Below are 25,503 nucleotides of genomic sequence, written 5' to 3'. Positions count from 1 at the left end.
CCGCCGTGGATCAGAACTTCGGCGCCGTCTTGCCGGCCTTGCGATAGGCGGCGATGACCGTGTTGGCCATCAGCATGGCAATGGTCATCGGGCCGACGCCACCCGGCACAGGGGTGATGACGGCGGCCACCTCGGCGCATTCGTCAAAGGCGACGTCGCCGACCAAGCGCGACTTTCCCTCGCCCTTTTCAGGCGCTGCAATACGGTTGATGCCGACATCGATCACGGTGGCACCGGGCTTGACCCAACCGGCCTTGACCATTTCCGGGCGGCCGACGGCGGCGACCAGGATATCGGCATTGCGGCAGACTGCGGCCAGATCCTTGGTGCGCGAATGCGCGACGGTCACTGTCGCGTTGGCTGCGAGCAGCAGCTGCGCCATCGGTTTCCCGAACAGGTTGGAGCGGCCGATGACGACGGCATTCAGGCCGGAAAGATCGGCACCATGGGTGCGCTTGACGAAGACCATTGCGCCGGCCGGCGTGCAGGATACGAGACCGCCATCGAGATCGCCGGTCGCCAGCTTACCGGCATTGACGACATGCAAGCCATCGACATCCTTTTCCGGCAGGATCGACTGGATGATCGGCTCGGAATTCAAATGTTTCGGCAGCGGAAGCTGAACGAGGATGCCGTGCAGGCTGTCATCCTTGTTGAGTGTCTGGACCAGGGCCGCCAGCTCATCCTGCGTGGTTTCCTCCGGCAGAGTGTGCTGAACCGAGGTAAAGCCGCATTCCTTGGCCATCTTGCTCTTGGAAGAGACATAGGCATGGCTTGCCGGGTCGTTTCCGACGATGACAACGGCGAGACCGGTCTTGATGCCGGTCTGATCCTTCAGCGCCAGCGACGCGGTTTTCACTGCATCGATCACCGACGCTGCAACTTGCTTGCCATCAATCACGGTCGTCACGGTATTCTCCCAGATTCTCGTTTGTTCTGTCACTCTAGTTTCAGCAAAAAATATCGTTAGCCTCAATGCGTCCTATGCTGTTCAGATCGAATTAATTCAAGGCCGATCCGCTCGGCCTGGCGGCAACGCCGTCCCACCTGCAGTTTCCATCTTGTTCGGGGATTACCGCCGGCCGCCGGCCCGCAGTTTCGCATAGTGTTCGACACGCGATCGCAGGGCGCGGAGATTTTCCTGCACCTCGGCGATGTCCCTGCCGTCTTTTTCGTCGTCCTGCATCTCACGAAGATAGTCGTGCAGGCTTGCCGATGCAGCATGACCGCGCGTGGGGAAAGCAGAGAGCGCTGCGGCTGACGCCGCCGCATGATGCGCCGAGGGCATCCGCGTCCGGTACGCCACCGGTGACGGCAACGGATCGTCGATATCCTGTAGCGTGCCCGGGCCGTCCGGATGATGATCGTCCTGACCGGGCGGATCACGCTTTGGGACGACCGTAAGCGGCCGGCTCGACCGCTGAAGCATATCCTTCAAGCTGCGATAGGCACCGAGCGCGATGCCCAATCCGACCCCCGCCATGAAGCCTGCGATCAGACCGCCGATCGCGATCAGCTTGCGCGACGGTCCCGTGGCCTGAAGCGGCGGCTGCGCCGAGGCGATCACCCGGATGTTCTTCGAGGTCAGCTTCTCTTCCTGACCCGTTTCGCTCGCCCGCTTGAGGAAGGACTCGTAGATCGTCCGCGTCGCGTTGGCCTTGCGCTCCAGTTCACGCAGCTCGATGAAGCCGGTGGACGAATTCATCTGCTGTGCCTTCTGGACCGCCAGCTGCTGGACGAGATCTTTTTCCGTCCGGATCGCCCGGTCCAGCTCGGTCTGCGCCGTCGCTGCGATGCGGCGAAGCTCGCTGCCGATTTCGGAGCGCGCCACTTCGAGCGACTGGACGGCGGCCAGCCGTTGCGGATGACGCGGCCCAAGGCTCGCATCCAGCGCCCCCAACTGCGCGCGCGCCTCGGAATATTGCTTGCGCAGTTCCTGAAGCGTCACCGAACTGACCTCCTCGGGAAATGCGCCGCTGAGGACGTCGTTCAACCGGATCTTCGTGGCAAGATCAGCTTTTGCCCGAGCTTCGGCGATGCGATTGCGGACGGCGCCCACCTGATCGTTGAGGGCCAGCAACTGCTTGTCGAAAATCAACTCCCCGGCAGCGCCGACAATGTCATGGTCGGCTTTGAATTTCTCAACCGCGTTTTCGGCCGTATCCAGCTCCGTGCGCAAATCGGCCAACCGGCTGTCGAGTGCCTTGGTGGTCCGCTGGAAGAAGCCGGATTGGGCGGCCTGCTCCTCGTTGAGAAACGTCGCCACGAGGCGATTGGTGATCAATGCCGATTTGGCCGGATCGCGGCTCTTGACCTCGATGGTCACGATGAAGGTTTTTGGATCGCGCGATACGGTAACGGCATCGCTCAATTTTTCCAGCGTGCGCGGATTGACCCCGGAGGCAGGCGCCGGCTGCGCCTTGCCGGGGGAAACGATATCGCGGATGACGTCGATGCCATCGGCAAGTCCGCCCTTGCCGGTAGAGACACCGCCGAATTCGGGGTCGCGGTCGAGCCCCAGATCGATGGCGACCTTCTCCAGAACGGTCCGCGACCGCAGCACTTCGAGCTGGCTGTCGACCAGCGCCAGGATCGCCTCGGTCGCCAGGCTTTCCTTGGAAAGATCGGAATCCGTCAACCGGACTTCGCGCGGATCGACATAGAGCTTGCTTTGGGAAACATAGACACTGGGGGTCGCTATGGCGAGCATCACGCCACCGATGGCACCAGCGGCCGTCAGCACCGCGACCGTCTTCCGCAGCTGCCAGACGGACGTCATGATGGTGCGGATGTCGATCAGCGGCCGATCCTGCTCCTTCCCGTAGTGGATCTCAGGACTGACGATTATATCGGCTTGCGGTGGACCGGCCTGCGTTGGTTTTTTGTTTTTGAACCAGCCGGGAAAACGCCCGGAGACCTTTTCCGGCACCGCTTTGGCGGGCTGCCGATCGCTACCTGATATTTTCGGTTTGACGGCGGGGCTGCCCAGACGGTCCAGCAATTCGCCGGCGGTGCGCGCAACCGGCGCTCCGCTACGCGCCGTCGGGCGGGAACGCAAAGACACCCCCCCCTCCTTCGACCCAAGTTCGGCCGGGGAGCGGCGCGCCGCAGTCCTTTTGTTGTCTTCCGGGTCGAACATCGATGCCTGCAAACGCCCGCAATTGGGCAAAGTGACGAATTGTGAACGAAGCTTAAGTTTTTATGGAAAACAAACCGTTAACGGATTGCAATTTGCCAGCCCGAAACACCGCAAGTCCGGGATATCGAACCGCTCATTAAGCTTTACCGGCTAGAACCGGGACAGCACATCCGGACCCCACTCGTGATCCATCTCGCAAAGACCCTCTACGCACGCCACGCCAGCGTCATTCACGCCTATATCTCGATGACGAGCGGGTCAGCGGGCAGGCTTGTGCTGTCGCTGGTCTATTTCATCTGCGTTGCCAACGGGCTTTCGATCGCCGAATTCGGCCTGTTCGCCACGGCATCGGCCGCCGGCATCATGATCTCGCGGGTGCTTGCCTTCGGCTTCATGTCGCCTCTCTACCGGGTTGCTACCGTCAAGCCCTTGCTGGTGGGCACCTATAGCGCAGGCTTTGCCGCCGGCGCGCTGTTGTCATTGCCGTTGATCGCCATCCTTTGCCTTGCGACCTACTACGCCGTTTTCGCACGCGATATCGCGCTTGTGGTTTTCCTAGCCCTGATGGCCGCCGAAATCCTTTGTTGGCGCGGGCTTGAGGTCGTCGTCATCGTCCTCAATGGTCTCGGGCGGTTTGGCCGCGCCGCCCTTCTGGTGGTGATCGGCACCGGCATCCGCACCGCCGCCGCACTTGCCTTTTCGCTGTCACAGACGGCTTCGCTGGGGACCTGGTCGCTGTTTTACCTGGGCGCCAACCTGCTCGCTCTCGTGATCGCGATCGTCTGGTTCTTTCCGAAAGTCCGGTTTCGCTGGCGCCCGGCGCTCTACATTCGCCGCTGGGCGGATTCGGTCTCGGTCGCGGGTGCCGAGGTGCTGTTCTACATCCAGTCGGAATTCGACAAGATCGCGGTTCTGGCGATCGGCGGGCCGGAGGTTTCGGGCATCTATGCGATCATCATGCGGCTTGCCGACCTGACGGCCTTGCCGGTGCGCTCGTTCAACACGCTGCTGGTCCAGAAGATCATGCGCACGCCGGGAACGATCTCATCCTGGCGCACCCGGCTGACGATCGAGACATTGGTGGCCGCCATATCCTTCCTGGCGATAACGGCGATGGCGGTCTATCTGTGGATTTTCCCGCGCGGGCTGGGAAACAACGTCGCGCAGGCTGCGCCCTATCTCATGGCAGTGCTGCTCGTCCCATCGTTCCGCAACCTGGTCGAATATCAATCCGAATTGCTCTATGCGACTGGCCGCACGGTGCGCCGGATGGTCAATCTGGTGATTGCCGGGGTGATCAAGGTCGCCTTGCTCGCCGTGCTCTTCAAGACCAGCACGGATGTCGCCTATTGGGCGCCGATGCTCAACGGCGTCTATCTGGCCCTCTACGCCGCCTCCTTCGCCCTCACCTATTCCGCCTTGCGGCGCGGAACCGGCCGCGTCATCTAAAGGGGATCAGGCGGCACGTTCGCGGATGATGTTGCGGATGTCGGCGAGATCGTGGCCGACGAAGGACTGAACGCCGATACCGATCTGGTGCGGCGCCATCTCACCCAGGAAATGCCTGAGCCCACCGATATCGCGCGCGTAGCTGTCGTCGAACCAGAGCACGTGGCAAAGCCCGTCGGGAGACGCTACATGCCCCTGCCCCATCAACACCTCATCGACAAAGCGGCCATAGATCAGGCATTCCGAAAACTGGCGCGAGCGAATGACGGCGCGGATCCAGTTGCGGCCATGAAGGGCCTCGATATGCTCAAGCAGAGCCCGGCAGGTGTCGGTGCGCCAGGCAATCAGCGTGTTGATGTAATCATTGGCAGGCAGGCTGAAGGGACCGATCCCCAGGAGCTGATCTGAATGGGCGAGCCATTCGAGATGGTTGGAGCGCATGCGCTTGCCGATCGCGCCCTCCTTGCGATAGAGCGTCAGGCGGTCGCCCTGCCACAGATCGGCCGGATCGAAATCACGCAACAGCACCACGTCGGAATCGACGGCGAGCATCGCCGCCTCGCCGATGTGGCGGGACAGAGCCAGACGGCGCAATTGCTGCACATGCCAGCCGCGCAGGGGCAAGCTGTAGGGGCTGATCCAGAGCTTGCGCCGGCCGGCCGATAGCGGATCGGGAATGGCACGCAGCCACCAGGGCAAAAGATCGCTCTCGCTGACGACCTGCCTGCGCGAGCCTTCCAATTGCCGGAACAGAGCGACGTCGAAGGGCGCGACCAGCAGATAATGGACCCAATCGCCCTTCAACCGCATATCCATGCTTTCGCATAGCAGCCGGCAGCGCTCGAAATCATTGGCGTAGGAGGCGGTAACAACGGCAGTGCGCATGATGGTTTCCGTCAGAACGATCGCGATCGCGCGCGTTGCCCGCCGATTTGCCGCGGTGGTTCACGCCCGCTCAGCCTATGGCGGAGAATATAATAGAGGAACAACGGATTTCCGATGAGATAACGGCGCCACAGCCGGCGCGGTTCGTGGATCAGCCGGTGCAACCATTCCAGACGCAGGCGCCGGACGGTTGGCGACGCGCGCGGCACTTCCTCGGCCATGAAGTCGAAGAGCGCGCCGACGCTGATCACCAGCCGGGCATGGCCGGGACCCACATGGCGGTCGATCCATTTTTCCTGTTTCGGGCTACCCATCGCAATCAGCAGGATGTCCGGCTTGACGGCGCGAACCTTGGCCATGACTTCGCCGGATTGGGCCACGTCGAAATAGCCATCAGCAACCGCAATGAACTCGTGCCACGGCGCGTGCTTGTGAAAGTTTTCCGCCGCACGCCTGAGCACCTCCGGCCGTGCCCCGATCATGGCAACGCGCTTCGGCGTCGTCATGTAGGTCATCAGCGCCGGGACGAAATCCGTGCCATTCAGGTTGGCCGGAAAGCCTTTTCCATGGAATAGCCGGGACGCGAGATCGACGCCATGCCCGTCGGGCAGGACGATGTGACGGGTAAGCACCGCCCGGTATTCCGGATCATGCAGCATCAGGTTGGCATTGTTGGCGTTGAGGAACGAGATTACCGTCTGCCCGATCGGCAGCGAGGCAACTTCGTCGGCAAAGGCGAAGGCATCCGCCCAGCCGAAATCGCAGACCGGCATGTCGAGGATCATACGCTGCGAGGCAACGATCGATGTGCCCGGGAAAACATTCATCGGGATTTTCCCCCCTCATGCACGGCAAGACCATAAGGCGTACCCGCAGCTTTGGTTACCGGCTGCCGCGCTTCGTCTCTTGGAAAAGCCGGGCCAGATGCAATGGCGGGCTTGCCGAACCGCGACAGCCCCTCATCCAGCGTCTCGAGCAGCCTGGTTTTCTGGGCCTGATGAAAAACCGACCCCGGCAGGCGCTGACGATTCCCCGCTCGCACTTGCGCGACCTTCTCAATCAGCAAGCTTGCAAATTCGGCGGGATCATCGCTGACCGCGCAATTGCCAGGAATCGTGCCGATGCCGCGCAAGGATGCGCGCGTCGCAACGCTGGGCATGCCGAGTTCGAAGGTCTCGATGGTCTTCAGCTGCACTCCCGTGCCGCCGCGGCTGATCAGCGGCAGAACGGCGCCGGATTCGACGAAGGCGCCCGCGTCGGGCACCCGTCCGAGCAACCGTATTCCAGGATGGGACATTGCCGGCGCATCCGGCAGCTGACCGGCAATGCCGATCGACATATCTCCCGGCAGCCGCGGCACAACCTCTGAGAGGAACCAGTCGAGGCCGATCCGGTTCGGCTGCCAGCTCCACGTCCCGATCAGGGCCAGATCGTATTCCGGCTTTTTGCCGGCGCGCCTCTCCGTCTGCTCCCAGCGCGTTACCAGGGGCAGGACGGTTGCGCGGCTGGAGACAGCGCGGCCGAAGCCGAAGCGATCCGCCTCCGCAAAGGTCCAGATCGCCGAGGCCGCCTGCGTCAATGTCCGCTCCAGCTTTTCGAGGTGACGGGCTTCACGACTGAACAACCACCGCTGCAGCACTCCGGACGCGGTAAGGGCATTTTCACGCGCCGAACCTGCTTCGACATTGTGCGCAACATAGATCGTCCTATGTTTCTGGAAGGTGGCAGCAAAGGCGCCGGGCAATTGCACGGAGTTGAGGACGATGCCGTCGAACGGCTGCAGACGCCGCAGTAGCGTCTCGACATGCTCGCGGCTGACCGCAAGCATCTTCGCCGACGACAGCGTTGTGCGATGGAGGCATGCCTTTGCCAGCCAGCGCAGTTTGGTCACAGTGGTAACCTTCGCATTGGTGACTTCGAGCTCGCCCAGAAGATGCACGTCTCCACCCGGAGCCTGTGTCTGCCCCGGCTGCAGATAGCCGATCACGCTCACCCGGTGGCCAAGGGCGCGAAGGCCATCGAGGACGGCGCGGTTGGCAATGTCGAACCCCGATGAAGGGTTCTCCACCGGCACCAGCGAGGAAACGAAGACCAGATGCATGCGGCCACACGAGACTTGAGAACAACTGCCCGGACTGTAGCAACACGGCGTGAAACGAGCTTTAAACCATTCGTTCGAAAGCGAACTTCGGAATTCAGTATCTGTTCAGGAAGATTTGCTTTAGTGCTTGCCAGAACTTTGCCTTCAACGGGTACCGCCATGACCCTGCCTGACCAGGATGCGACTGTGTTTTACCGGACGGCGGCCGATAGCGATGAGAGCATCGAGCTCGTGGTCACGCTGCCGACATTCCGGCGCCCCGAGCACCTTCTCAAGACGCTGAAAACCGTTATTTCGCAGGCTCCGGGCAGCCCCTTCGCCATCGTTGTGATTGAAAATGACGCGGAGAGACTGGAAGGCGCAAACGCGGCGAAAATGTTCCTTGCCGGCCACCGGATCAGCGCGCTCGTGGTGATCGCGCATCAGCGCGGCAATTGCCACGCCTACAATGCCGGCTGGGCGATGGCGCTCGCCACCTATCCCAATCTGCAGGCCATCGCCGTGATCGATGACGATGAACTTGCAGCGCCCGACTGGCTCGACAGTCTCGTTTCGGTACACAGGCAGACGCGAGCGGACCTAGTCGGCGGGCCTCAGCTTCCCGATTTCGAGGACAAGACCCGCAATGACCGCAAGCGACATCCGGTCTTCCTGCCCCACTACGATACGACGGGCCCGGTGCCGATTTTGTATTCTTCGGGCAACGTCCTGATCACGCGCCCCGTGCTTAACGCCATGCCGAGACCGTTTCTCGATCCGCAGTTCAATTTCATCGGTGGCGGAGACAGCGACTTCTATCGCCGCTGCAAGGAGAACGGTTTTACATTTGCCTGGGCAGCGGATGGCTGGGTGGCCGAGACCATTCCGGCGCGGCGGACGGAACTGTCCTGGATCAGGGCGCGCAGCCTGAGGAACGGTGCGATTTCGGCATTGCTCGAACACCGCGCCGCCCCGGGGTTCAAAGGCCGCCTCAGGACGATTGCTCGATCTCTGGCCCTTTTGGCCGCCTCGCCGTTTCGCGGCATTTCGCTATGGAGATCGAGCCGCCTGCCATCGGCGGGGCTCTATCATTTCTACGTGGCGTGCGGGCGGCTGATGATGGAGTTCGGCCGCGTCAACGAGCAGTATCGCAACCCGGAGAAAAACTGAGCCCTGCTCAATGGCCTGCAGCGGCCGCGCGCTTCTCGCTCTCGGGCATCTCATCGTTGGCAACCTGGCCATTCTTGTCGACGATCGGCACGGCCTTGCGCTGTTTTTCGTTCGCCGCATTGGCAACACGGGCAACGTCGGCCTTCGACAGATATTCGAGCTGCTCGACCAGAACCTGGAAAATCACCTCGTCGCGCAGTTGCTTGTTGAGCTGGTCCTTGACGACCGTCTTGAAGTTGGCGAGATCGAAATTGCTGGTATCGGCGACATTGATCAGTTTCTGGCCAACGAGAATGTCGAACAGGGCGTTCGTCACAGATTCCTTGAACGGCACTTCCATGCTTTTGGCCTTGGCCTTGTCGACCGAGAACGAAAGCTTGGTGAGGAAGTATCCCTGCACCGCGCCATCTGTGATCACCGGAACGGTGATCAACTCGCCCGGCACATATTCCTGCAAGGCGCGGCGTTCGGTCTCCGCATCCGTTTCCACCGGCGCCGATGCATGCTGGATCGAAAAATAGACGGATCCGAGCGATACGGCGCAAATCCAGACACCGGTGAAAACAAGCTTCAGCATCAGAAATCGCCGTAGCGGAACTGCTGTTCGGAATAAATGCCATCCGCGTCCGCGTCCTGGACGGCAGCCTTCAGCAGATCGACCACCGAACGGCAGGCTTCCATATGCGCGTTGACCTTCTGCGAATTGGTCATCAGCTTGGTCTTGATGTGCCGTGTCTGCGACACGAAAGACGGCGAGATCTGGTCCGGCGAGGCGTCGCGATGCAGCATCGTCAGCTCGTAGAGGCAACGGCTCTTGCGCGCATTCGACGTCTTCAGGTCGAAGCTCGGATCAACGCCGATCCGGCTATTCTCGTTGTCGAGGATCATTTCGAGACGTCCCAGCACGTTCTGGATACGCACGTCACTCGATGCTGCAACTTCCATCATATGGCTCCCGTTGGCGCTGGCGGCACGCGGGTCTGAGCCCTTGGCGTGATATGCGCGCGAAACTTCTGTGTCAGGTCAGCCCGGCCGATCCGCCGGGATAGCCTCAGGCTTGTTCGTTATTGTCTTGCGTTCCCAGGAAATTGGCGACCGCCTTGCGCTCGTATTCCTGCACCATGCTCAGCGCGACATTGTTGTCGTTGCCGTCGAGCGATGCGTTGACCCGGTTGGTTCCGTCCGATCCGACGATCCGGTCGGTCACCATGCGCTCGGCGATGCCGATGCCGTCGCCCTGCGCCATGACGTTACCGATCTGCTCGGCCATCATGCTCTTCCACATGTCGCCCGATGTGCCCTTGCCGTAGACCTCTTCGCTTTCGGAGGGCAGCATCGACTTCACGAAATTCTGCAGCACCATGGCTTCGAACTTGCGGTAGCTTTCCGGGATCTTCTTGGCTTCCGCCCGATTGGTGATGTCGCCAAGGCTGTTGGTCGGGCTGTCCTGGTTGAGGACTGCGACCGTGTTGGCAAAACCGTTTCCATTTTCGGCAAGGCTCGTCGCCTGAAAGGCGGCGCGATTGGCCTTCAGCCGCGCCTGCGCTTCCTGGACCTCGGCCGGATCGGCAGCACGCACGACATCCATCACCAGGTCACTTGGAGGAGAAATGGCCATACGGGTGTCCTCTCGGTCACGGAGCCTTGCGGACGCGTTGATCAACGCCAGCGATAACTCCACAAATTCAGCATTTTAGCGAACGGTTCGGTCGATATATGCGGCCGGACCTGAAGCCGTACTATGACCGGCCAACCTTACCGGAAGCTGGTGACCCGCTCATCACATGCTGGTCGACGAGATCGTAGATGGCGTCGTCCGCCTCGATCCGGTCCTCCAGAACGCGGGCGTCCTTCATGTTTTCCTTGAGCCGGTCGCCCTTTGCCCGTTCCTTGAGAACCCGGGCCTCATGTCCTTGCTGGATATCCAGAAGCATCTGGTCCTTCATGGCAAGGCGGCCGAGCTGCGAGGCATAGTGCCCGGAAAACATCGCGTGCAACGGGCTTGCCGACCCCATGGCATCAACCACAACGTCAATGGTTTCACCCAGCTCGCGGCGCTGCCTGGCCGTTTCGGCCAGTTCATTCTCTGCCATTTGCTCCAGATGCCGCTGTACGGCAACGAGGCGCTTGAGTTTTTCAGACCGGCTCTTCATCTGGTTAGATCCCTTGCATCATCGGACCGAAGCCATCGGCAAACAGTTTCAGCATCGCGGCAATGCCGAGATAGAGCAGGAACATGCCGCCCATGATCAGATAGGGCAGTGAGATGAAGTAGAGCGGCATCTGCGGCGCCAGCTTGTTGACCATGCCGATCGCGACGTTGAACAGCAGGCCGTAGATGATGAAGGGGCTAGCCAGCCGCAGCATGATGTAGAACGTGGTCTCGAGTGCGTTGGTGAGCGTGATCAGCACGCCCTGCGGATCAAAGCCGACGCCGAGCGGCATCACCTTGTAGGAATCGACGATGCTCGACAGGATGACATGGTGGAAATCCAGCATGAAGAGCACCATCAGGCCGGCAAAGCTGATCAGGTTGGTCAGCTGGTTTTCGGCGGTGTCTTCCAAAACGTCGTTGGCCGGCGGGGCGTTGAAACCGATCATCATCGTGATCACCGTGCCGGTGAACTGCAGCCCAAGCACATAATAGCGCGCAATCAGGCCGATGACACCGCCGATAACGGTTTCGGTCGCGACGATGTAGATATAGGTGTGACCCTTGCCGGAAATCTGCGGATAGATATCGTCCCACATGATCGGCAGGATCGCCATCGAGATCGCCAGGGCGACGAAGATCCGGATCTGCACCGAGACGCGTGCCGTGGAGAATCCGGGCATGACCATGATGCAGGCGCCGATCCGGCAGAATGCGGCGAAAAGCGCCAGCACTGTGCCTTCAGGATCGGTGATCATGAAATCGAGCCAATGATCTTTATTTCGAGGCCCTTGGCGAGCTCGACATGCGAGAGAACCGGCAATGTTGCAAAAAGGCGCTCGATGATCATGCGGACATAAGAGCGGGATTCGGGCGAACTTACCAGTACGAAGGGCATGCCGCGGTCGAGATGTTCACGGATAACCTTGGTCGCCTGCTCGCTGAATTCCTCCAGATGCCGCGGATCGATGTCGAATTCGACGATATCGCCCTTGGCGTCACGCTTCAGCGCCTGATGGAAGACCATGTCCCATTTGCTGCCGAGACGCAGGACGCGCAACGTGCCGTTGTCGGCGAGATCGCCGCAGAGCTGCTGCGACATGCGCACGCGGACATGCTCGACGATCTGCTCGGTCTTCCTGACATGCGGTGCGAGTTCGGCGACCGCTTCGAGGATCAGATGCAGGTTGCGGATCGAGACGCGCTCGGCCAGGAGCAGCTTCAGCACCGCCTGCAGACCCGAATAGGACATGTGCGAGGTGCAGATTTCGTCCGCGAGCTTGCGGTATTCCGGATCCAGCCGCTCGATCAGGATCTTGACGTCCTTGTAGGACAGAAGCTGTGGCAGGTTGTTGCGGATCACTTCGGACAGATGTGTCAACACCACGGAAACGTTGTCGATCGGATGGAAACCTTCGCGCTTCAAGTCTTCCGTGAACGTTTCGAGGATCGAGACCGCCGGCATGCCGAATGCGGGTTCGCGGATTTCATCGCCTGGAACGCTCGGCTTGCGGCCACCGCCGGTGACGACGATAACTTCGCCGACACGTACCGTGTTCGACGCGATCGTCGTGCCGTGGATGCGGATATGGTAGGCCTTGTCCGGGATGCTGATATCGTCCGACACCTTGATTTCCGGAACGATGAGACCGTATTGCCCGGCGAACTTGCGACGCATCTTGCCGACGCGGAACGCCAACTCCTGATGGGCGCCGAGCAGACGCGTGGACACCTGCTTGCCGAGCAGCAGTTCGATTTCCGCCGTCTTGAGGACCGATTTGACTGAGTCCTTTTCGCTTTCCGTCTTGTGCTGCGCCGTCAGCTGGTCCTGCTCGCGCTTGAGCTTGTTGGCCGCTTCCAGCCGGCGGGGGATCATCCAGCCGAGGAAAGCCATGCCGCCCCCGAGAACGGCGAACGGAACAAAGGGGAGGCCCGGCATGAAGGCCAGCATAAGGATCAGGCCGGACGCTACCATCAGTGCGCGCGGATAACCGCCGAGCTGGTTGACGACCGCTTGGTCGGTGGACCCCGACGTGCCGCCGCGCGACACGAGCAGGCCAGCGGCAAGCGACACGATCAGCGCCGGAATCTGGGAAACGAGACCGTCGCCGACCGACAGCTTGACGAAAACGTCGGCGGCTTCGCCGATCGACATGTCATGACGGACATAACCGATGATAATGCCGCCGAAGACGTTGATGGCGGTGATGAGAAGGCCGGCGATCGCGTCGCCGCGCACGAATTTCGAGGCACCGTCCATCGAGCCATAGAAGGAGCTTTCCTCTTCCAGCTCGCGCCGGCGCCGTTGCGCTTCCTTCTCGTCGATCAGGCCCGCCGAAAGGTCGGCGTCGATCGACATCTGCTTGCCGGGAATGGCATCGAGGGTGAAGCGCGCGCCGACTTCCGCGATACGCGTCGCACCCTTGGTGATGACGATGAAGTTCACGGTGATGAGGATCAGGAAGACAATCAGACCGATGACGAAATCACCGCCCATGACGAGTTCGGCAAAGCCGGCAATGACACCGCCGGCCGCATCGTGGCCCTGATGTCCATGCGAAAGGATGACGCGCGTCGTCGCGATGTTGAGCGACAGGCGGGTCATGGTCGAGATCAGCAGGATGACCGGGAAAGACGAGAAATCCAGCGGCTTCTGGATCCACAGGGAGACCATCAGGATCAAAACGGAGAACGCGATGGAAAAGGCCAGTCCGATGTCGATCAGAAACGGCGGTATCGGCAGAAAGAGGATCGACAGGATCGCTACGATACCGAGCGCAAATCCGATATCCCGGCCCTTTGGCGCCAGTTTCGGGATAACGAGTGCAGGAGGTTGTGCCATCGGAACTTCCGTCTCTTCATGAGAGGCGGGCAGCATTCATACCTGCTGCCCAAACTAAGCAGCAGGCCTAACGCACCAAACTTGCGCGAAGGTGGCATCGATGCCGGAAAGAAGAGGGCGGCGCGCTTTTCGCGGCTGCCCGGCCCATTTCTCGGTAAGATCAGAACCCGGTTTGAATGCGGGAAAAGACGAGGTCGGTGAAAATGGAAATCTGCGCACCGACGAACGAGGCGGAAAGCGCGATGGTGACGAGCACGGCAAGGATTTTCGGTACGAAGGTCAGGGTCATTTCCTGAACCTGGGTCAGCGCCTGGATGAAGGCGATGACGACGCCGACAACCATGGCGGCGGCGACGGCGGGCCCTGAAGCGACGACCACTGTCCAGATCGCCGCCTGCACGATATCGAGGGCATCCGCCTCATTCATCAGCTATCACTTTACGGTAACACCCGGGCCTACGACAAGTTCCTTGCCGGAATCAAGCACCGCGATGATTCCATCGGAGTATAGCTTCACTTCCTTGACGACACCAGTTGTCTTGCCGTCGGCGCTGGTCACCGTCTTGCCGATCACCGCATTGGCTTCGCTGAGCGAGGTGCGCTGAAGCAGGCTTTCCAGATTGGTGTTGGTCTTGATCGTCTGCTCGACCTGCGAGAAGGTCGCCAGCTGGGCGATCTGCTGCGTCGAATCCATCGGCTCGGTCGGATCCTGGTTCTTCATCTGGGCGACCAGCAGTTTCAGGAAGCTATCGTAGTTCAGGTTCGCCGACGCCTTGTCGGTGCCGGATTCCGTACCGGACGCCGAGGGGACGTAATTGCTGGCAGAATTGACGCCGCTTACCGCCATGGTGCGATCTCCTTGCGAATCTGTTCGATCGTTGCGGGGGTGATTTCCTGGTTGTTCAGGATCTTGTCTTCGATGGCGTAGAGGCCGCGAATGGCCTTCAAGGCGTCGAAGGCGCGGCCTTGCGTGACCATTCCGTCGATTTTCTTGAGCTCGGAAACAATCTCTTCGTTCTTGAAGCAATTCAGAAGCATGACCACCGACTTGCGGAACATGTTGGTCGATTGCTCGGCGCCTTCCGGATTGATCAGGATCATCTGGGCGATGAAATAGAGCTGCTTCAGCGGGGTGGTCGCATCTTCCGGCTGCAGAACATGGTTCTCGAGCAGGAACGTCACATCATTCAGGAATTCGACGGCCACCTTCCGGTCGACACGCAGCACCGCTCCGTTGACAAAAATTCGTTCGCCAGACTTGAGCGAAATACGCAGTGTGCTTTTCATTTGAGTCCATCCCTGATGATGGTTGTAATGTCGATTATGCCTTGGAAATTCGAAGATTCGCGTTTGCGGATCTTTTCTGTCTCACCGAGAATCCAGATGGCTATGGAAATAAGATTGGCTCGGAGTTCGTCATTCAGCTGATTGTCCGAAGCGCGAAGGTCCTCGATGAACCGGATCCAGACCCGCCTTGTGTAATAGATCGCCTCGATAGCCTCCCTCGAGTAGCCCGTCTGCCGCTTTGCGGCTGCAAGCAGCGCAATCGAGCGATCGAGCACCTGCCGTTCCCGATCCTTGGAGTCGGCAACGCCATCCTCCATGATCTCGGCGTATGAAAACTGATACATTCAGACATCCTTCATGTTTGTCCTGGTCCTCACCGCATCAGAGGAAATTAATCAAACTCAACTGCTGAAGCCGCGAGGTCAGCGTGTAGGAAGTCTCGAGCTGGGTCTGCAAAGTCTTCAACATGGTGGAGGCAGCGAAAGTATCAATACCCTCAAGATCCAGCTGGTGAGCCTTGACGATCTTGGTTTGCGCCTCGATCGAGGTGTTGGCCTTCTTGACGCGCTCCTGCGACAGGCCGAGATTGCTTTGCATGCTGATCAGGCCGGTGACGGCTTCGCCCATGTACTCGATCGCCTTGCCGGTGACCGCGCCACGCACGTCGTCGCTCAGGCTGACGCTGAGAAGTTCGGTGGAGATGAGGCTTGCAAGGGCAAACTTCCGCGCTCCCTCGGCGTTGACGTTGGTCGAACTTTGAATGACTTCGTTGGCGCTGATGCGGCTCGTCATATTCTGGCTGGATGCGTCCGACCAATCCGTCCATTTCGAACCGGCAACCGACGGGTCCTCATACATCGGCGCCAGCGAATTCTCGATGAAGTCGGTCATCTGCGCCTTGGTGAACTGGCTCACGGAGGTCAGTGGCGGCACCTGGGGTGGCTGCGCTGCAATAAAGGTCGATAGCGCCGCATCGTAAGACGCCTTGGCGGCGGATGTGGGCGTATATTCCGTAAAAGGCTCGACATCGGTGTTGATGCCCGAGAACAGGTACTCGCCATTCAAGGAGGTGTTGGCCGCCGATGTGAACGTCGTCATCGCCGCAGAGTTCTGGTCCTGCGCGATCTTCAGAAGGTCAGCGGTATTGTTGTCGCGGAAAGCCATCAGCGATGTCAGCGATTTCTGTGCTGCATCCTGCATCGTCTTCAGGGCTTCCTGAGAGCCGGCAAGTCTTTGCGTGACGATCGAGTTGGTGCTTTTCAGGGTCGCCAGCCGGTCAAGCTGCGATGTGATACTGACGGATTTCGACGTGGCTGCCCCAAGTGCCAGACCGTAGTCCGCATGCACCCCGGTCGACACCTCGTCGTTCAGCTTCATCATTTCCACCTGACCCTTTTGAATGGTCAGGCGCATGGCGTTTTGAACGGCCAGATTGGAAACGAAAGACGTTTTCATTATTTTATCCTACAGCTTGCAGAAGGGACGTCATCATGGCGTCCACCGTACTCACCAATTTCGCCGATGCCTTGTAAGACTGCTCAAGGTCGAGCAGCTGTGACAATTCCTCGTCAAGGCTGACGCCCGTGACGTTGCTCAATGCGTCCTGCGTGCGCGACAAAAGGGCAGTTTTGTTATCGTTCGCGGTGGATGCGTTGCTGCGCAACTCTTCCAGCCAGCCGATCGAGGACGCCGAAAAATCCAGGATACTGCTTGTACCGTCGAGGCCCGTCGCGGGGTCGAAAGCCATGTCGGCGCTCAGCGATGTCACGAAGCCGTCGAGAAGGGCGGTATAGCCGGAGTTGCCTGTCGTATTCGACTTGTAGCCCGGGCCGTTGAAGCCACCGTCGCGGATGAGCGTCGGGGTGGTTGTGGCCAGCGGGTTGATCTTCAGCGATTCCGCCATGCCGGCGACCGTTACGCCAGGCGCCGGAACGGTGCCGCCTGCCCAGGTGAAAAGACCGGGCAGCGCCACCGTCGCCGGCGTGGTGTTTTCCTGAAACAGCGTCACCAGACCGCGTGCGATCTCATCCAGCTGCGACTGAAATTTCGGCGCTGTCTCGTCGCGCAGCTGGAGCAGGCTGGCAAGCTTGCCCTCGGCGGTCGTGTCGGCGCCCTTGCCGGCCTTCATTGGCACGCCATCGACGTAAATCGCGTTGCCGGCGGTCGTCGCGCCGAAACCGGGCGTCGCCGCAAATGTCACCGCGCGCGGGCTGTTTTCAAACAGGACCGTGCCATCGGACGTATAGATCACAGTATCGTTGTTGGCGCGGGTGACTGTCGAGATACCGACGATCTCGGAGATCTGGCGAAGCAGCTTGTCGCGCTGGTCGAGCGCATCGCTGGCATCCGTGCCACTGGCTGTCGCACCCTGCACGGCACTATTGGCCTTTTCGAATTCGGCCAAAAGCCCGTTCAGCTTTTGAACCGACGCGTCGATTTCCTTGTCGGCATCGTAGCGGACGTCCTGAACGGAGGCAGACGTCTTGTTCAGCGAAGTGGCAAGGTCCGATGCGCTCGACACGGTTGTCGCTGCGATGGCCGTATTGCCGGGTGTCGCTGCAAAGGTCTGCAGCGCGTCGCGGAATGATTTGAGGTAATTCGACGGCGAGGTTTCATATCCATTGCCGCCGAGCGCCGACTTCACGGCTTCCAGGCCGGTCAGAAGTGCGTCCTGCGCGGAAGATTGCGAAATGCTGATGGAATGTTGTTTCAGCAGCGCGTCGTTCTGGGCGCGCTGAATGGATACGATCTGCGCGCCGTTGCCACTCGTGCCCAGCATTGCCATGCGGCGCGAATAATCCGCATTGCTCACATTCTGGATATTCTTCGAAACGAGCGCCGTTTGAGCCGCCGTGTTGTTGAATATCGTCTGTGCAGTGTTGATGGCTGATGACAGCGACATGACGCAGATCGTACCTTTTCAATTACCGCTTCAGGTTCACAAGAACGTCCAGCAGGTCGGCGCCTGTCTGGAAGACCTTCGAGTTTGCCGTGTAGCTACGCTGGGACTCGATCATCGCCGTCAGTTCGTTGGCGATATCGACATTGGAGCCCTCAAGGGCGCCGGACTGGATGCTGCCGAAATCGCCGGAACCGGCAAAACCGGTGACGATGACGCCCGAATCCACCCCCTGCGAATAGACATTGCCCGATTGCGGAACGAGATTGTCGGGGCTCTGGACGTTGGCCAGTGCTACGCGATAGCGCGGATCGAGCTTGCCGTTTTCGTACTTGACGTAAACGATGCCTTCCTTGTCGATCTGGTAGCCGGCCACCTTGCTGGGAGCGTTGCCATCGATGGAACCGCCGTCCGCATTGAACTTGTAGCCGAGCTGAGTGGTCTTGCTGAGATCGATCGTCAGCGCCGCCAGATTTGCACCGGTTCCCGGCAGGCCGGTAATTGCCGTGGTCGTCACGGTCTTGCCGGCTGGCGTCAGTACACCGTTGGCATCAAAGGTCAGCGTATCGTTTGCCAGCACACCCAGGGCCGGAGGGCCGGCGCTGTAGGTCGCACGGTCACGAACTTCGACCGTCCACGCATTTGCACCAGTCTTCTTGTAGACGAAATCGAGCAGACGCGAATTGCCCTGACTATCGTACACGCTGAGCGACGTCGAAGACTCGGTACCGACAGCATCGCCCGAGTTAAGGTTGGCACCCATGGCACCCTTGCTCGATCCCTGGGCAACCAGGCCATCGGACGAGAGGTTGACCTTGGACAGACCGTCAAAGCCGTTGACGACGACCGTCGGATCGACGCCCTCCTCGTATTCGTAGCCCATCAGCGTATAGCCGGCGGAATTGACCAGGTCGCCGTCGCCGTTTTGCGTAAAGGCGCCGGCTCGCGTGAGGAAGTTGGCGCCATTGGCGCCGGAGACGATGAAGAACCCCCCACCGTTGATGGCCATGTCTGTGCCGGACGTGGTGTAGGTCGTCGGGCCCTGTTCCGAAATGCTGTAGCGCACCTTGGTTTCGACACCGCCGGAATTGTAAGAGCCGTTGCTCGTCGGCAGGATCAGTGAGGAGAATTCCGTCGATGCYCGCTTGTAGCCTGTCGTGTTGGCATTGGCGATGTTTTCAGCGACCGTACCCAGGCGGTTTGCCTGAGCATTCATGCCGGAACCACCGGTTCTCATCATTCCGTAAAGACTCATGTCCGATCCTCGTTTTCATCGTTATGGAAAGACTATGGGGTGGGCCTTGCGTGAACCTGTCTAGGGGCACCGGATGCCGCACATCCGAAACCCCGCGACACGGTCAACTCCAATCGATGCAGTAGCCGAGGAAACGCTTGGAATCGATCGGGTCGAAGCCGAGCCGCTTGCGCAGTTTCTTGCGCAGCTTGCTGATATGGCTTTCGACGACGTTTTCTTCGACATCCTCATCGAAGATGCCGTAGATGGCGTTGAAGATTTGCGACTTGGAAACGCGGCGTCCGCGATTTGCTACCAGGTATTCGAGAATGCGGCGCTCGCGGCGCGGCAAGGCGAAAACCTCGCCCTGGACTTCCGGATCCCGGCCATCCGAAAACACCCGGATCGGGCCGATGTCGGTGAAGTTCACCAAAGCCTTCAGGCGGCGGCGGATTGCTGCCACCCGCGCCAGAATTTCGCGGGGATGAACCGGCTTGCGCACCACGTCATCGACGCCACAGTCGAAAAACGCCAGCGTCGTTTCCAGTGAAGGGCTGTCGCTGATGGCGATGACCGGGGCCGTCGAGCGATCCCGGATAGCGCGGGGAAGGCTCATCGCACTTTCGCCCTGGCCGATCAGGAACGCCTCGACGGCATCGATATCGCTATCGGCCGCCTTTGAAACCCAATCGCCGAATTCGCTTGGATCGAACCCCTGGGAGGGTACGCCCTCCCGTCCGAACAGGGAAGTATATCCGTCTTTTACAAGCTCACGCTCATCAACCAGCACGATCATTCGTCCGCCTCCGAATCAGTATGGTGCCTCTATGGTTAAGAGGTACGAATCGGGGGATTCATGAACAACTATGGAATGTTACTGGCTGAAATTAATACTAGATTAGGATTTCTGTGCCGATTTGAACTAGATATAGTGGCCAAGCTCAAAGATGGCACTAAATTTGATGTGGAAACGTTAACGTCATATTAAGAAATCGCTTGTTGCCGCTTTTCCAACTCAATGTTGACGCAATCGTATTGCGCAATAGAAGAAATTAATAATTCATCCTGTAGTTGAATTTATTGACAGAAATTCGAGGCATTCTGCGTCCATTTTCCATAGCCCGTCGCCACCAGATTGGCGATCACACGGCAGACATATTTTTTCTGCGCGGGATCGTTGTTCGGTCCGGCATGATAGCGGGCGACGGCCATTGTCCAAGTCTCATGCCGGGCATGAAGATTGGAGAGAAACCGGGCGGCATATTCGACATTCTTTTTCGGATTGAGCATCTCGTCCGGCGAGCTGAAATTCTCGCCATGAAAGTAGTAGTTGATCTGCATACAGCCCAGATCGATCAGTTTTGCGCCCTGCGCCCGTGCTGTGGCAAAGCGCTGCAACACGTCACCCGCGCTGTTTTCAAAATACGCCTTTCCTTCAATATTCATCGCAAACGGCTGCAGCGACCCCTTCCGGCCGGTTTCGGTCAGCCCGACGGAATAGAGAATACCGGCCGGTATCTGATACTTCGCCGCCGCCGCCGTGATCTCGCTTTCGCACACGCCGGGGCTTGCCTGCGCGTTACATATAGACGTCACCAGCGCGGTTAAGCTCAGCAGCAGAAGTCGCATCGCCCGTCCCTTCATTGCCCGTCCACCTTTCGCGGCCCTGTTCCTGGCTGCCATTGTCATTGCGTTGACCCTTGGCGCCATCTCCAGCCGTCTCGCGGCCCTGCTGGCCTGCCTGAGGCTGCGCCTGCTGCTGCCCATTGCTGCTGCCGGAAGCATCCGAAGCATTGAAGACGATGTTGACCTGATCAACGGCGAAGCCCTGCGCGCGCAAGGCCTTGACCATGGCGCTCTGATCGTCGCTCAGCTGCCGGAAGGCATCGCCGGTTTCCACCTTGATCTCGACATGCAACTCGTCGTCCTTGAGCCGCAGCGTTGCCGTGACCATGCCGAGATCGATCGGATGCATCTGGATCTTCAGCGTGTTGAGAACCTTGCCCGTCGATGCCTGCGTCAACGGGGCCTGAACTCCGGCGCCGGGCTGGAGCGCACGGGCCCATTCCGGACTGTTGGTGATCTGGCTGGTCACGGCCGCTGCATTGCTGGCCGGCGCAAGACCGAGATAGCGGCGCGCTTCCAGCACGGTGACGGTTTCAGCCTTGGCCGCCACCGCAGACGCCTCGTTCTTGGCGACTGCCTTGTCCCCGTCCGAGGTGAGGCTCATCGAAACCGCCTGCCCCTTGCCATCGGCACGCGCGAAACGGAACACCTGATCGGACCCTGCCTGGGTGGCATTCTTGACCGCGTTCGCATCGCCCGCCGTATCTGCCCCGGCCGTGGCCGCGTCTCTCGCGGCCGGCTTCGCCTTGCCGGCGCGTTCGGCGAGCGCCTGGAACTCGGACATTCCCGGCGTCGTTTCTGCCCCCGCGGGCTGGCTTGCGGCAACCGACTTCTGTGTTGCATCCAGAAGGCTGAGCAACTGACTGACATCGCCAGTCTGAGCGTCCGCCGCGTCGTCCGGCGGGTTCGCCGCCGATATCTCAGCCGCCATTGCGGTTTTGTCGCCACTCCTGGCGGCACTCGCTTCGGCGTTTTTCATGAGGCCCGCGATCGTCTCGCCGATAGGCCCATCGATGGGTTTTCCGGTATCCTCGCCCATGCCGGCGAGGCTGGCCTGCGTTAGCGAGAATTTCTGCAGGCCTCTTGCAGTGGCTGGCGACCCATGCGCCGATGGTGTCTTGCCCGTGGCATGAGGGTCTGCGGTGGTGGAAGGACCGGGCGTGGATTTCATCGAGCCATCGTTTTCCGTTGCAAGCCCCTGCAAAGAAGAGAGACCATCGGCAGCCAAGGCATCGATGCCGCTCTCCGTGGCTGATGCAGCGAGCGCCTCGGCCGCAGACGGTGTGAGGTTCGGTGCGAGGCTGCCTTCGACGGCCGGCTTGGCGCCGATCGAAACGGCCGGCTGCTTTTTCTTGCCGGCGTCAGCGAAGGCATTTTCGAAGGCGGACCGTTGATTTGCGGCGTCCATATCATGTGACTTGCCAGCCGGTTTGGATCCGGATTTGCCCGGCCGGACCGGGGCGGTTCCCAGCAGGTTGTCGTCCACAAATGTCATTGTTCGCCTTCCCCCTTCAGGAGAGAATCAATCTCGTCGAGCTTCGAGCGGCCCGTGCTCAGAAACGCATCGTGAACCGGATCAGCCGGATCTTGTTCTGACGCCGCCGCCTGCGCCACCACATCCGGTTGGGCCACCTTCAAGGCCGCCTGCGACTCCGGTGCTGCAAACGGGCTTTCGCCACTGCCTGTATCTGCGGTATTCTCTTCCACAGCAATTTCGGATTTGACATTAGAAACAGATGCTTGCGTCAGGCTTTCGGGATCGGGCGCACGCAGGACTTCCTGCGCGATGACGGTTGCGGCCTGACGCAATGCGCGATCCCGCGGCGAAAGCTCGGCTTCTGGAATGGAGCTGATATCCTTGACCGCCTCGAGAATGCCTTTGGACGGAATTCCGACGAGGCCGGAGTAGAGGCTTGCCAGGGCCTTTGGACCTGCATCCGCGACATCCGAAAGGTCCTGGGCGCGCGTCGAGGCAAGCGTTGCCARCTCCTGCATGCCGCCGATCGCCGCGCGCCGCGCGATGCGCAAATAGACCTCACGCTGCCGTGGCCTGTCCATGAAGCCGAGAATTTCCTGGATCTTGGTTTCCGTCTCAGCATTGTAATTGGCGACGGCCAGCTCGACGAAGACGTCGGCAAATTGGCTGGCATAAGGCGACGTCAGGAAGCGCCGGGCATAGGAGAGCGAATAGGCAAAGCCCTTGTCCGGCATGGCGCCACGGGTCGCCAGCGCAATCGAGCGCCGCAGGGCGGCTTCCTCGATATTGGTTCCCGGCGCCGTCAGGCGCGCCCAGTCGTAATATTGCAGCGCCCTGGCCGGGCTCTGCTGCGCCGTGGCATTGCCAAGGACCAGATAGAGATAGGGTCCGACCCGGGAGTTGCGGTATTCCGGAATGGCCTTGGCCAGATGTTCCACCATCAGCCCGCCCTTGCCGGCCAGATAGTGGCTCAGCGCATCGACGACACGGGTATCGAAATTGCCCTCAATGTCGTGGTTGGCGAGATAGGACAAGGTTTCCGGGTTGCCGCCGCTCATCGCATAGATGAATGCCGCATCGACATTGCGTGGGTCATCAAAGACCTTGGGGTCCGACTCCCGCAGACTCTTGTCGATCGCCGCCAGCATAAAGCGCTGCATTTCGGCTGCCGAATGATCCCCTAAAACGATGGCATCCTGGATATACTGCAAGGACCGCAGCATCTTGTAGGGCGGCAAATCCTCCGGGCCTTGCGCATGCGCAGCCGTTACCGGGACTGCCCCGATGGCACATGCGCTGAGCAGGAGGGTGCGGATCGCCTTCAACATTGCCATCAGCCCTGGTTCGTCTGCAGCAGGATTTCGATACGGCGGTTGGCCGGCGCCAGCGGGTCTTCCGGAACCTGGAGGCGCTTGTCGGCAAAACCGCTGATCTGACTGACGCGGCTTTCGGCAAGGCCGCCGCGAATGAGCATGTAATAGGCGCTCTGGGCGCGGTCGGACGACAGCCGCCAGTTGTCGTAGGCGCCCTTCTTGAACGGCCGTCCGTCAGTATGGCCGCGAATGGCGATGGCGCCGCTGCGGGCAGAAAGCAGCTTGCCGATCTTTTCCATGGCAATCACCATGTCCTTTTCAGGTACGGCCGAACCGAGCCCGAACATCGGGGTGTCCGCCTGTTCGCTGATCGTCACAAGCAGCCCGCCTTCGGTCGGCGTTACCAGCAGTCCTTCGGCGAGTTTGCCGGCCGAACCGCCGATTTCCTTTTCGATCTCGGCCTTCAGGGCCTTGGCGGCGTTTTCATCGGACTTGACCGGTGTGGCGTTCGCGCCGGCTGCCTCGCCGGATGCTGGCGTATCGATTGCCGTCATCTCCATGGCAGCCTTATCGGACGGGTTTGCTGCTTCGGCCTGATCGGCGGACGCGACGATCTTTTCCTGGGAAGCCTCTGCCGGACCGTCGCCGGCCTTGGCTTCGAGACTGTCACCGCCCTTTTCCGCATTCTGCAACTCGACCTGCTTCGTCCAGAAATCCGGATCGAAGGGGTCGCGGTAGGCTTCGCCGCCATCTGCGCCGGTCGCGGGTCCAGACGTCGATGCGCCGCCATCGCCCTTGGCGCTGATATTGGCGTTGCGGCCGACTTCGTTGACGATCTCGGACATCACCGAATAGGGATTCTCGAAGAAGTCGGCGTCGGAATACTGGGTCTCCTCACCGGACGTCGCCGTCAGGTCGTCGCCGTTTTTCGCCGAGCCGCCGGTCTTCGTCTCGGTGCCATCGACCTTCGACTTCATCTGGTCTTCTTCACCCTTGGCGTCCTTGGCCGGTTGCTTGACGCCCTTTTCGGACGGCTTGGCATCAGTCAGCTGCACAGGGTTGAAATAGGAGGCGAGCGCTGCCTTCGTCTGCGGATTGGCCGCGTTGATCAGCCACATGACGAGAAAGAATGCCATCATCGCCGTCATAAAGTCGGCATAGGCAATCTTCCAGGCGCCACCGTGATGTCCGTCGTGACCGCCGCCGTGACGCTTGATGACAATGATTTCATTCTTGCCGTGGTGGTGGCCTTCGTTGTCGCTCATGCCAGCACCTTGCCAACGGTATCGGCCCAGGCGGCCATGCGCGTCACCAGGATCGAGTCGCCGAACTCGACCGAAAGATCGATGTCAGAGGTCTCCTGGTGGCGGAAAATCAGAGTCTCGTCATCGAGATGTTGCTTCAGCGCCTCAAACAGTGCTGCAGGCCCCTTCACGAGGATCCTGGCGCCCTCGCCGGAGCCGATCGACAGCGTGATCATCCGGGCGAGGTCAGCGATGGATTTCTGAAGAAGCACGTCGCTCAACACAGGCGCCAGCGCCCGTGCCGTCTGATCGGACAGCATGGTCGCAAGCTGCGAGCCCATATCGGAAAAGCGATCATAGATCATCGCGGCGATCTCGTTGTCGCAGCGCACGCGCATCGCCTCAAGCTCGGCTGCATGGCGCGCGTTCAACGCGGCAATTTCGGCCTGGTGAAGGGCAAGCTGCTCGCTTTCCGCTTCACGGCGTCCTTGCGCGAACGCCTCACGGCGCTCAGCGTCGATATCGATTTGCGGCTGGACCTGAGGCTTCATGGCAAAAGCACCTTCGGCCGGAAAGTCGTCGTCCAAATCCGGAAAGTATCGCGGCGGAACCAGCGACAGATCGACCTTCGGAGCACTGAAATCCTTGAGATAGCGGGAGATGGAGGCACTCATCGGCCGCCCCCGATGACACGAGCCATCGTCAC

General features: G+C 60.2%; 26 protein-coding genes. 2 read left to right on the top strand and 24 right to left on the bottom strand.

From position 1 onward, the window contains the following. Positions 1–10 precede the first annotated feature (10 nt). Positions 11–910, bottom strand: a complete 900-nt coding sequence (gene folD, locus AC1D17_RS12840; RefSeq protein WP_477565782.1) for a bifunctional methylenetetrahydrofolate dehydrogenase/methenyltetrahydrofolate cyclohydrolase FolD — start codon at positions 908–910, stop codon at positions 11–13. 162 nt (positions 911–1,072) lie between these two features. Continuing rightward, complete coding sequence (locus AC1D17_RS12835) at positions 1,073–3,064, bottom strand: GumC family protein (RefSeq protein ID WP_477565781.1); 1,992 nt, start codon at positions 3,062–3,064, stop codon at positions 1,073–1,075. A 258-nt stretch (positions 3,065–3,322) separates the two neighbouring features. Between AC1D17_RS12835 and AC1D17_RS12830 the strand changes: the two genes are divergently transcribed. Beyond that, on the top strand, positions 3,323–4,588 hold the full coding sequence (locus AC1D17_RS12830) for a lipopolysaccharide biosynthesis protein (protein WP_477565780.1): 1,266 nt from the start codon (positions 3,323–3,325) through the stop codon (positions 4,586–4,588). Positions 4,589–4,594: 6 nt separating this feature from the next. Here AC1D17_RS12830 and AC1D17_RS12825 read toward each other — a convergent pair whose 3' ends face one another. From AC1D17_RS12825 to AC1D17_RS12815, 3 genes are read right to left on the bottom strand one after another with little or no spacing between them, the layout of a single operon-like run. Next, positions 4,595–5,473, bottom strand: a complete 879-nt coding sequence (locus AC1D17_RS12825) for a DUF6492 family protein (RefSeq protein WP_477565779.1) — start codon at positions 5,471–5,473, stop codon at positions 4,595–4,597. An 11-nt stretch (positions 5,474–5,484) separates the two neighbouring features. Further along, positions 5,485–6,300: a WecB/TagA/CpsF family glycosyltransferase gene (locus tag AC1D17_RS12820; RefSeq protein ID WP_477565778.1), complete on the bottom strand. Its 816-nt coding sequence runs from the start codon at positions 6,298–6,300 to the stop codon at positions 5,485–5,487. Next, positions 6,297–7,574: a glycosyltransferase family 4 protein gene (locus AC1D17_RS12815; protein WP_477565777.1), complete on the bottom strand. Its 1,278-nt coding sequence runs from the start codon at positions 7,572–7,574 to the stop codon at positions 6,297–6,299. The genes AC1D17_RS12820 and AC1D17_RS12815 overlap by 4 nt, the downstream gene beginning before the upstream one ends. A gap of 159 nt (positions 7,575–7,733) precedes the next feature. On the opposite strand from AC1D17_RS12815, the gene AC1D17_RS12810 reads away from it, so the two are divergent. After that, positions 7,734–8,723, top strand: coding sequence for a glycosyltransferase family 2 protein (locus AC1D17_RS12810; RefSeq protein ID WP_477565776.1), 990 nt, complete (start codon positions 7,734–7,736; stop codon positions 8,721–8,723). A 7-nt stretch (positions 8,724–8,730) separates the two neighbouring features. On the opposite strand, the gene AC1D17_RS12805 is transcribed toward AC1D17_RS12810, so the two are convergent. The 19 genes from AC1D17_RS12805 to AC1D17_RS12715 form a co-directional block, all read right to left on the bottom strand. Continuing rightward, positions 8,731–9,300, bottom strand: a complete 570-nt coding sequence (locus tag AC1D17_RS12805) for a hypothetical protein (RefSeq protein WP_477565775.1) — start codon at positions 9,298–9,300, stop codon at positions 8,731–8,733. Next, on the bottom strand, positions 9,300–9,668 hold the full coding sequence (locus AC1D17_RS12800) for a hypothetical protein (RefSeq protein ID WP_264220643.1): 369 nt from the start codon (positions 9,666–9,668) through the stop codon (positions 9,300–9,302). The genes AC1D17_RS12805 and AC1D17_RS12800 overlap by 1 nt, the downstream gene beginning before the upstream one ends. 106 nt (positions 9,669–9,774) lie before the next feature. Then, on the bottom strand, positions 9,775–10,341 hold the full coding sequence (locus AC1D17_RS12795) for a rod-binding protein (RefSeq protein WP_477565774.1): 567 nt from the start codon (positions 10,339–10,341) through the stop codon (positions 9,775–9,777). 121 nt (positions 10,342–10,462) lie between these two features. Next, a complete protein-coding gene (locus AC1D17_RS12790) occupies positions 10,463–10,876 on the bottom strand; it encodes a hypothetical protein (protein ID WP_477565773.1) in 414 nt (137 codons plus the stop codon). 4 nt (positions 10,877–10,880) lie between these two features. After that, complete coding sequence (gene fliR, locus AC1D17_RS12785; protein ID WP_477565772.1) at positions 10,881–11,633, bottom strand: flagellar biosynthetic protein FliR; 753 nt, start codon at positions 11,631–11,633, stop codon at positions 10,881–10,883. After that, a complete protein-coding gene (flhA, locus tag AC1D17_RS12780; protein WP_477565771.1) occupies positions 11,630–13,717 on the bottom strand; it encodes a flagellar biosynthesis protein FlhA in 2,088 nt (695 codons plus the stop codon). Before flhA ends, fliR begins: the two co-directional genes overlap by 4 nt. Positions 13,718–13,877: 160 nt before the next feature. Further along, on the bottom strand, positions 13,878–14,144 hold the full coding sequence (gene fliQ, locus AC1D17_RS12775) for a flagellar biosynthesis protein FliQ (RefSeq protein ID WP_264220459.1): 267 nt from the start codon (positions 14,142–14,144) through the stop codon (positions 13,878–13,880). Between the two features lie 6 nt (positions 14,145–14,150). Next, positions 14,151–14,564 (bottom strand): flagellar hook assembly protein FlgD, encoded by a 414-nt coding sequence (flgD, locus tag AC1D17_RS12770; RefSeq protein WP_477565770.1) that lies wholly within the window; start codon positions 14,562–14,564, stop codon positions 14,151–14,153. After that, complete coding sequence (gene flbT / locus AC1D17_RS12765; protein WP_477565769.1) at positions 14,555–15,004, bottom strand: flagellar biosynthesis repressor FlbT; 450 nt, start codon at positions 15,002–15,004, stop codon at positions 14,555–14,557. Before flbT ends, flgD begins: the two co-directional genes overlap by 10 nt. Continuing rightward, positions 15,001–15,348: a flagellar biosynthesis regulator FlaF gene (gene flaF, locus AC1D17_RS12760; protein WP_264220462.1), complete on the bottom strand. Its 348-nt coding sequence runs from the start codon at positions 15,346–15,348 to the stop codon at positions 15,001–15,003. The genes flbT and flaF overlap by 4 nt, the downstream gene beginning before the upstream one ends. A 37-nt stretch (positions 15,349–15,385) precedes the next feature. Further along, on the bottom strand, positions 15,386–16,459 hold the full coding sequence (locus AC1D17_RS12755; RefSeq protein WP_477565768.1) for a flagellar hook-associated family protein: 1,074 nt from the start codon (positions 16,457–16,459) through the stop codon (positions 15,386–15,388). A gap of 4 nt (positions 16,460–16,463) precedes the next feature. Beyond that, the gene (gene flgK, locus AC1D17_RS12750) at positions 16,464–17,906 is read right to left on the bottom strand and encodes a flagellar hook-associated protein FlgK (protein ID WP_477565767.1); all 1,443 of its coding nucleotides are present in this window, start codon (positions 17,904–17,906) and stop codon (positions 16,464–16,466) included. 22 nt (positions 17,907–17,928) lie between these two features. Continuing rightward, complete coding sequence (locus AC1D17_RS12745; RefSeq protein WP_477565766.1) at positions 17,929–19,158, bottom strand: flagellar hook protein FlgE; 1,230 nt, start codon at positions 19,156–19,158, stop codon at positions 17,929–17,931. A gap of 103 nt (positions 19,159–19,261) precedes the next feature. Beyond that, complete coding sequence (gene rem, locus AC1D17_RS12740) at positions 19,262–19,933, bottom strand: transcriptional activator Rem (protein ID WP_264220466.1); 672 nt, start codon at positions 19,931–19,933, stop codon at positions 19,262–19,264. Between the two features lie 281 nt (positions 19,934–20,214). Further along, on the bottom strand, positions 20,215–20,766 hold the full coding sequence (locus tag AC1D17_RS12735) for a transglycosylase SLT domain-containing protein (protein ID WP_477565765.1): 552 nt from the start codon (positions 20,764–20,766) through the stop codon (positions 20,215–20,217). After that, positions 20,717–22,258 (bottom strand): flagellar hook-length control protein FliK, encoded by a 1,542-nt coding sequence (fliK, locus tag AC1D17_RS12730; RefSeq protein ID WP_477565764.1) that lies wholly within the window; start codon positions 22,256–22,258, stop codon positions 20,717–20,719. The genes AC1D17_RS12735 and fliK overlap by 50 nt, the downstream gene beginning before the upstream one ends. Further along, positions 22,255–23,568, bottom strand: coding sequence for a chemotaxis protein MotC (gene motC, locus AC1D17_RS12725; RefSeq protein ID WP_477565843.1), 1,314 nt, complete (start codon positions 23,566–23,568; stop codon positions 22,255–22,257). The genes fliK and motC overlap by 4 nt, the downstream gene beginning before the upstream one ends. 5 nt (positions 23,569–23,573) lie before the next feature. Beyond that, positions 23,574–24,818: a MotB family protein gene (locus AC1D17_RS12720; RefSeq protein ID WP_477565763.1), complete on the bottom strand. Its 1,245-nt coding sequence runs from the start codon at positions 24,816–24,818 to the stop codon at positions 23,574–23,576. Next, positions 24,815–25,471 carry a hypothetical protein gene (locus AC1D17_RS12715; protein ID WP_477565762.1) on the bottom strand — a complete coding sequence of 219 codons (657 nt, stop codon included), beginning with the start codon at positions 25,469–25,471 and terminating at the stop codon, positions 24,815–24,817. The genes AC1D17_RS12720 and AC1D17_RS12715 overlap by 4 nt, the downstream gene beginning before the upstream one ends. Positions 25,472–25,503 lie beyond the last annotated feature (32 nt).

This window comes from Pararhizobium sp. P1_E7 (genome assembly GCF_056405855.1).
The sequence above is the reverse complement of the archived record's forward strand: the minus strand, read 5'-3'. Positions and strand labels throughout refer to the sequence as shown.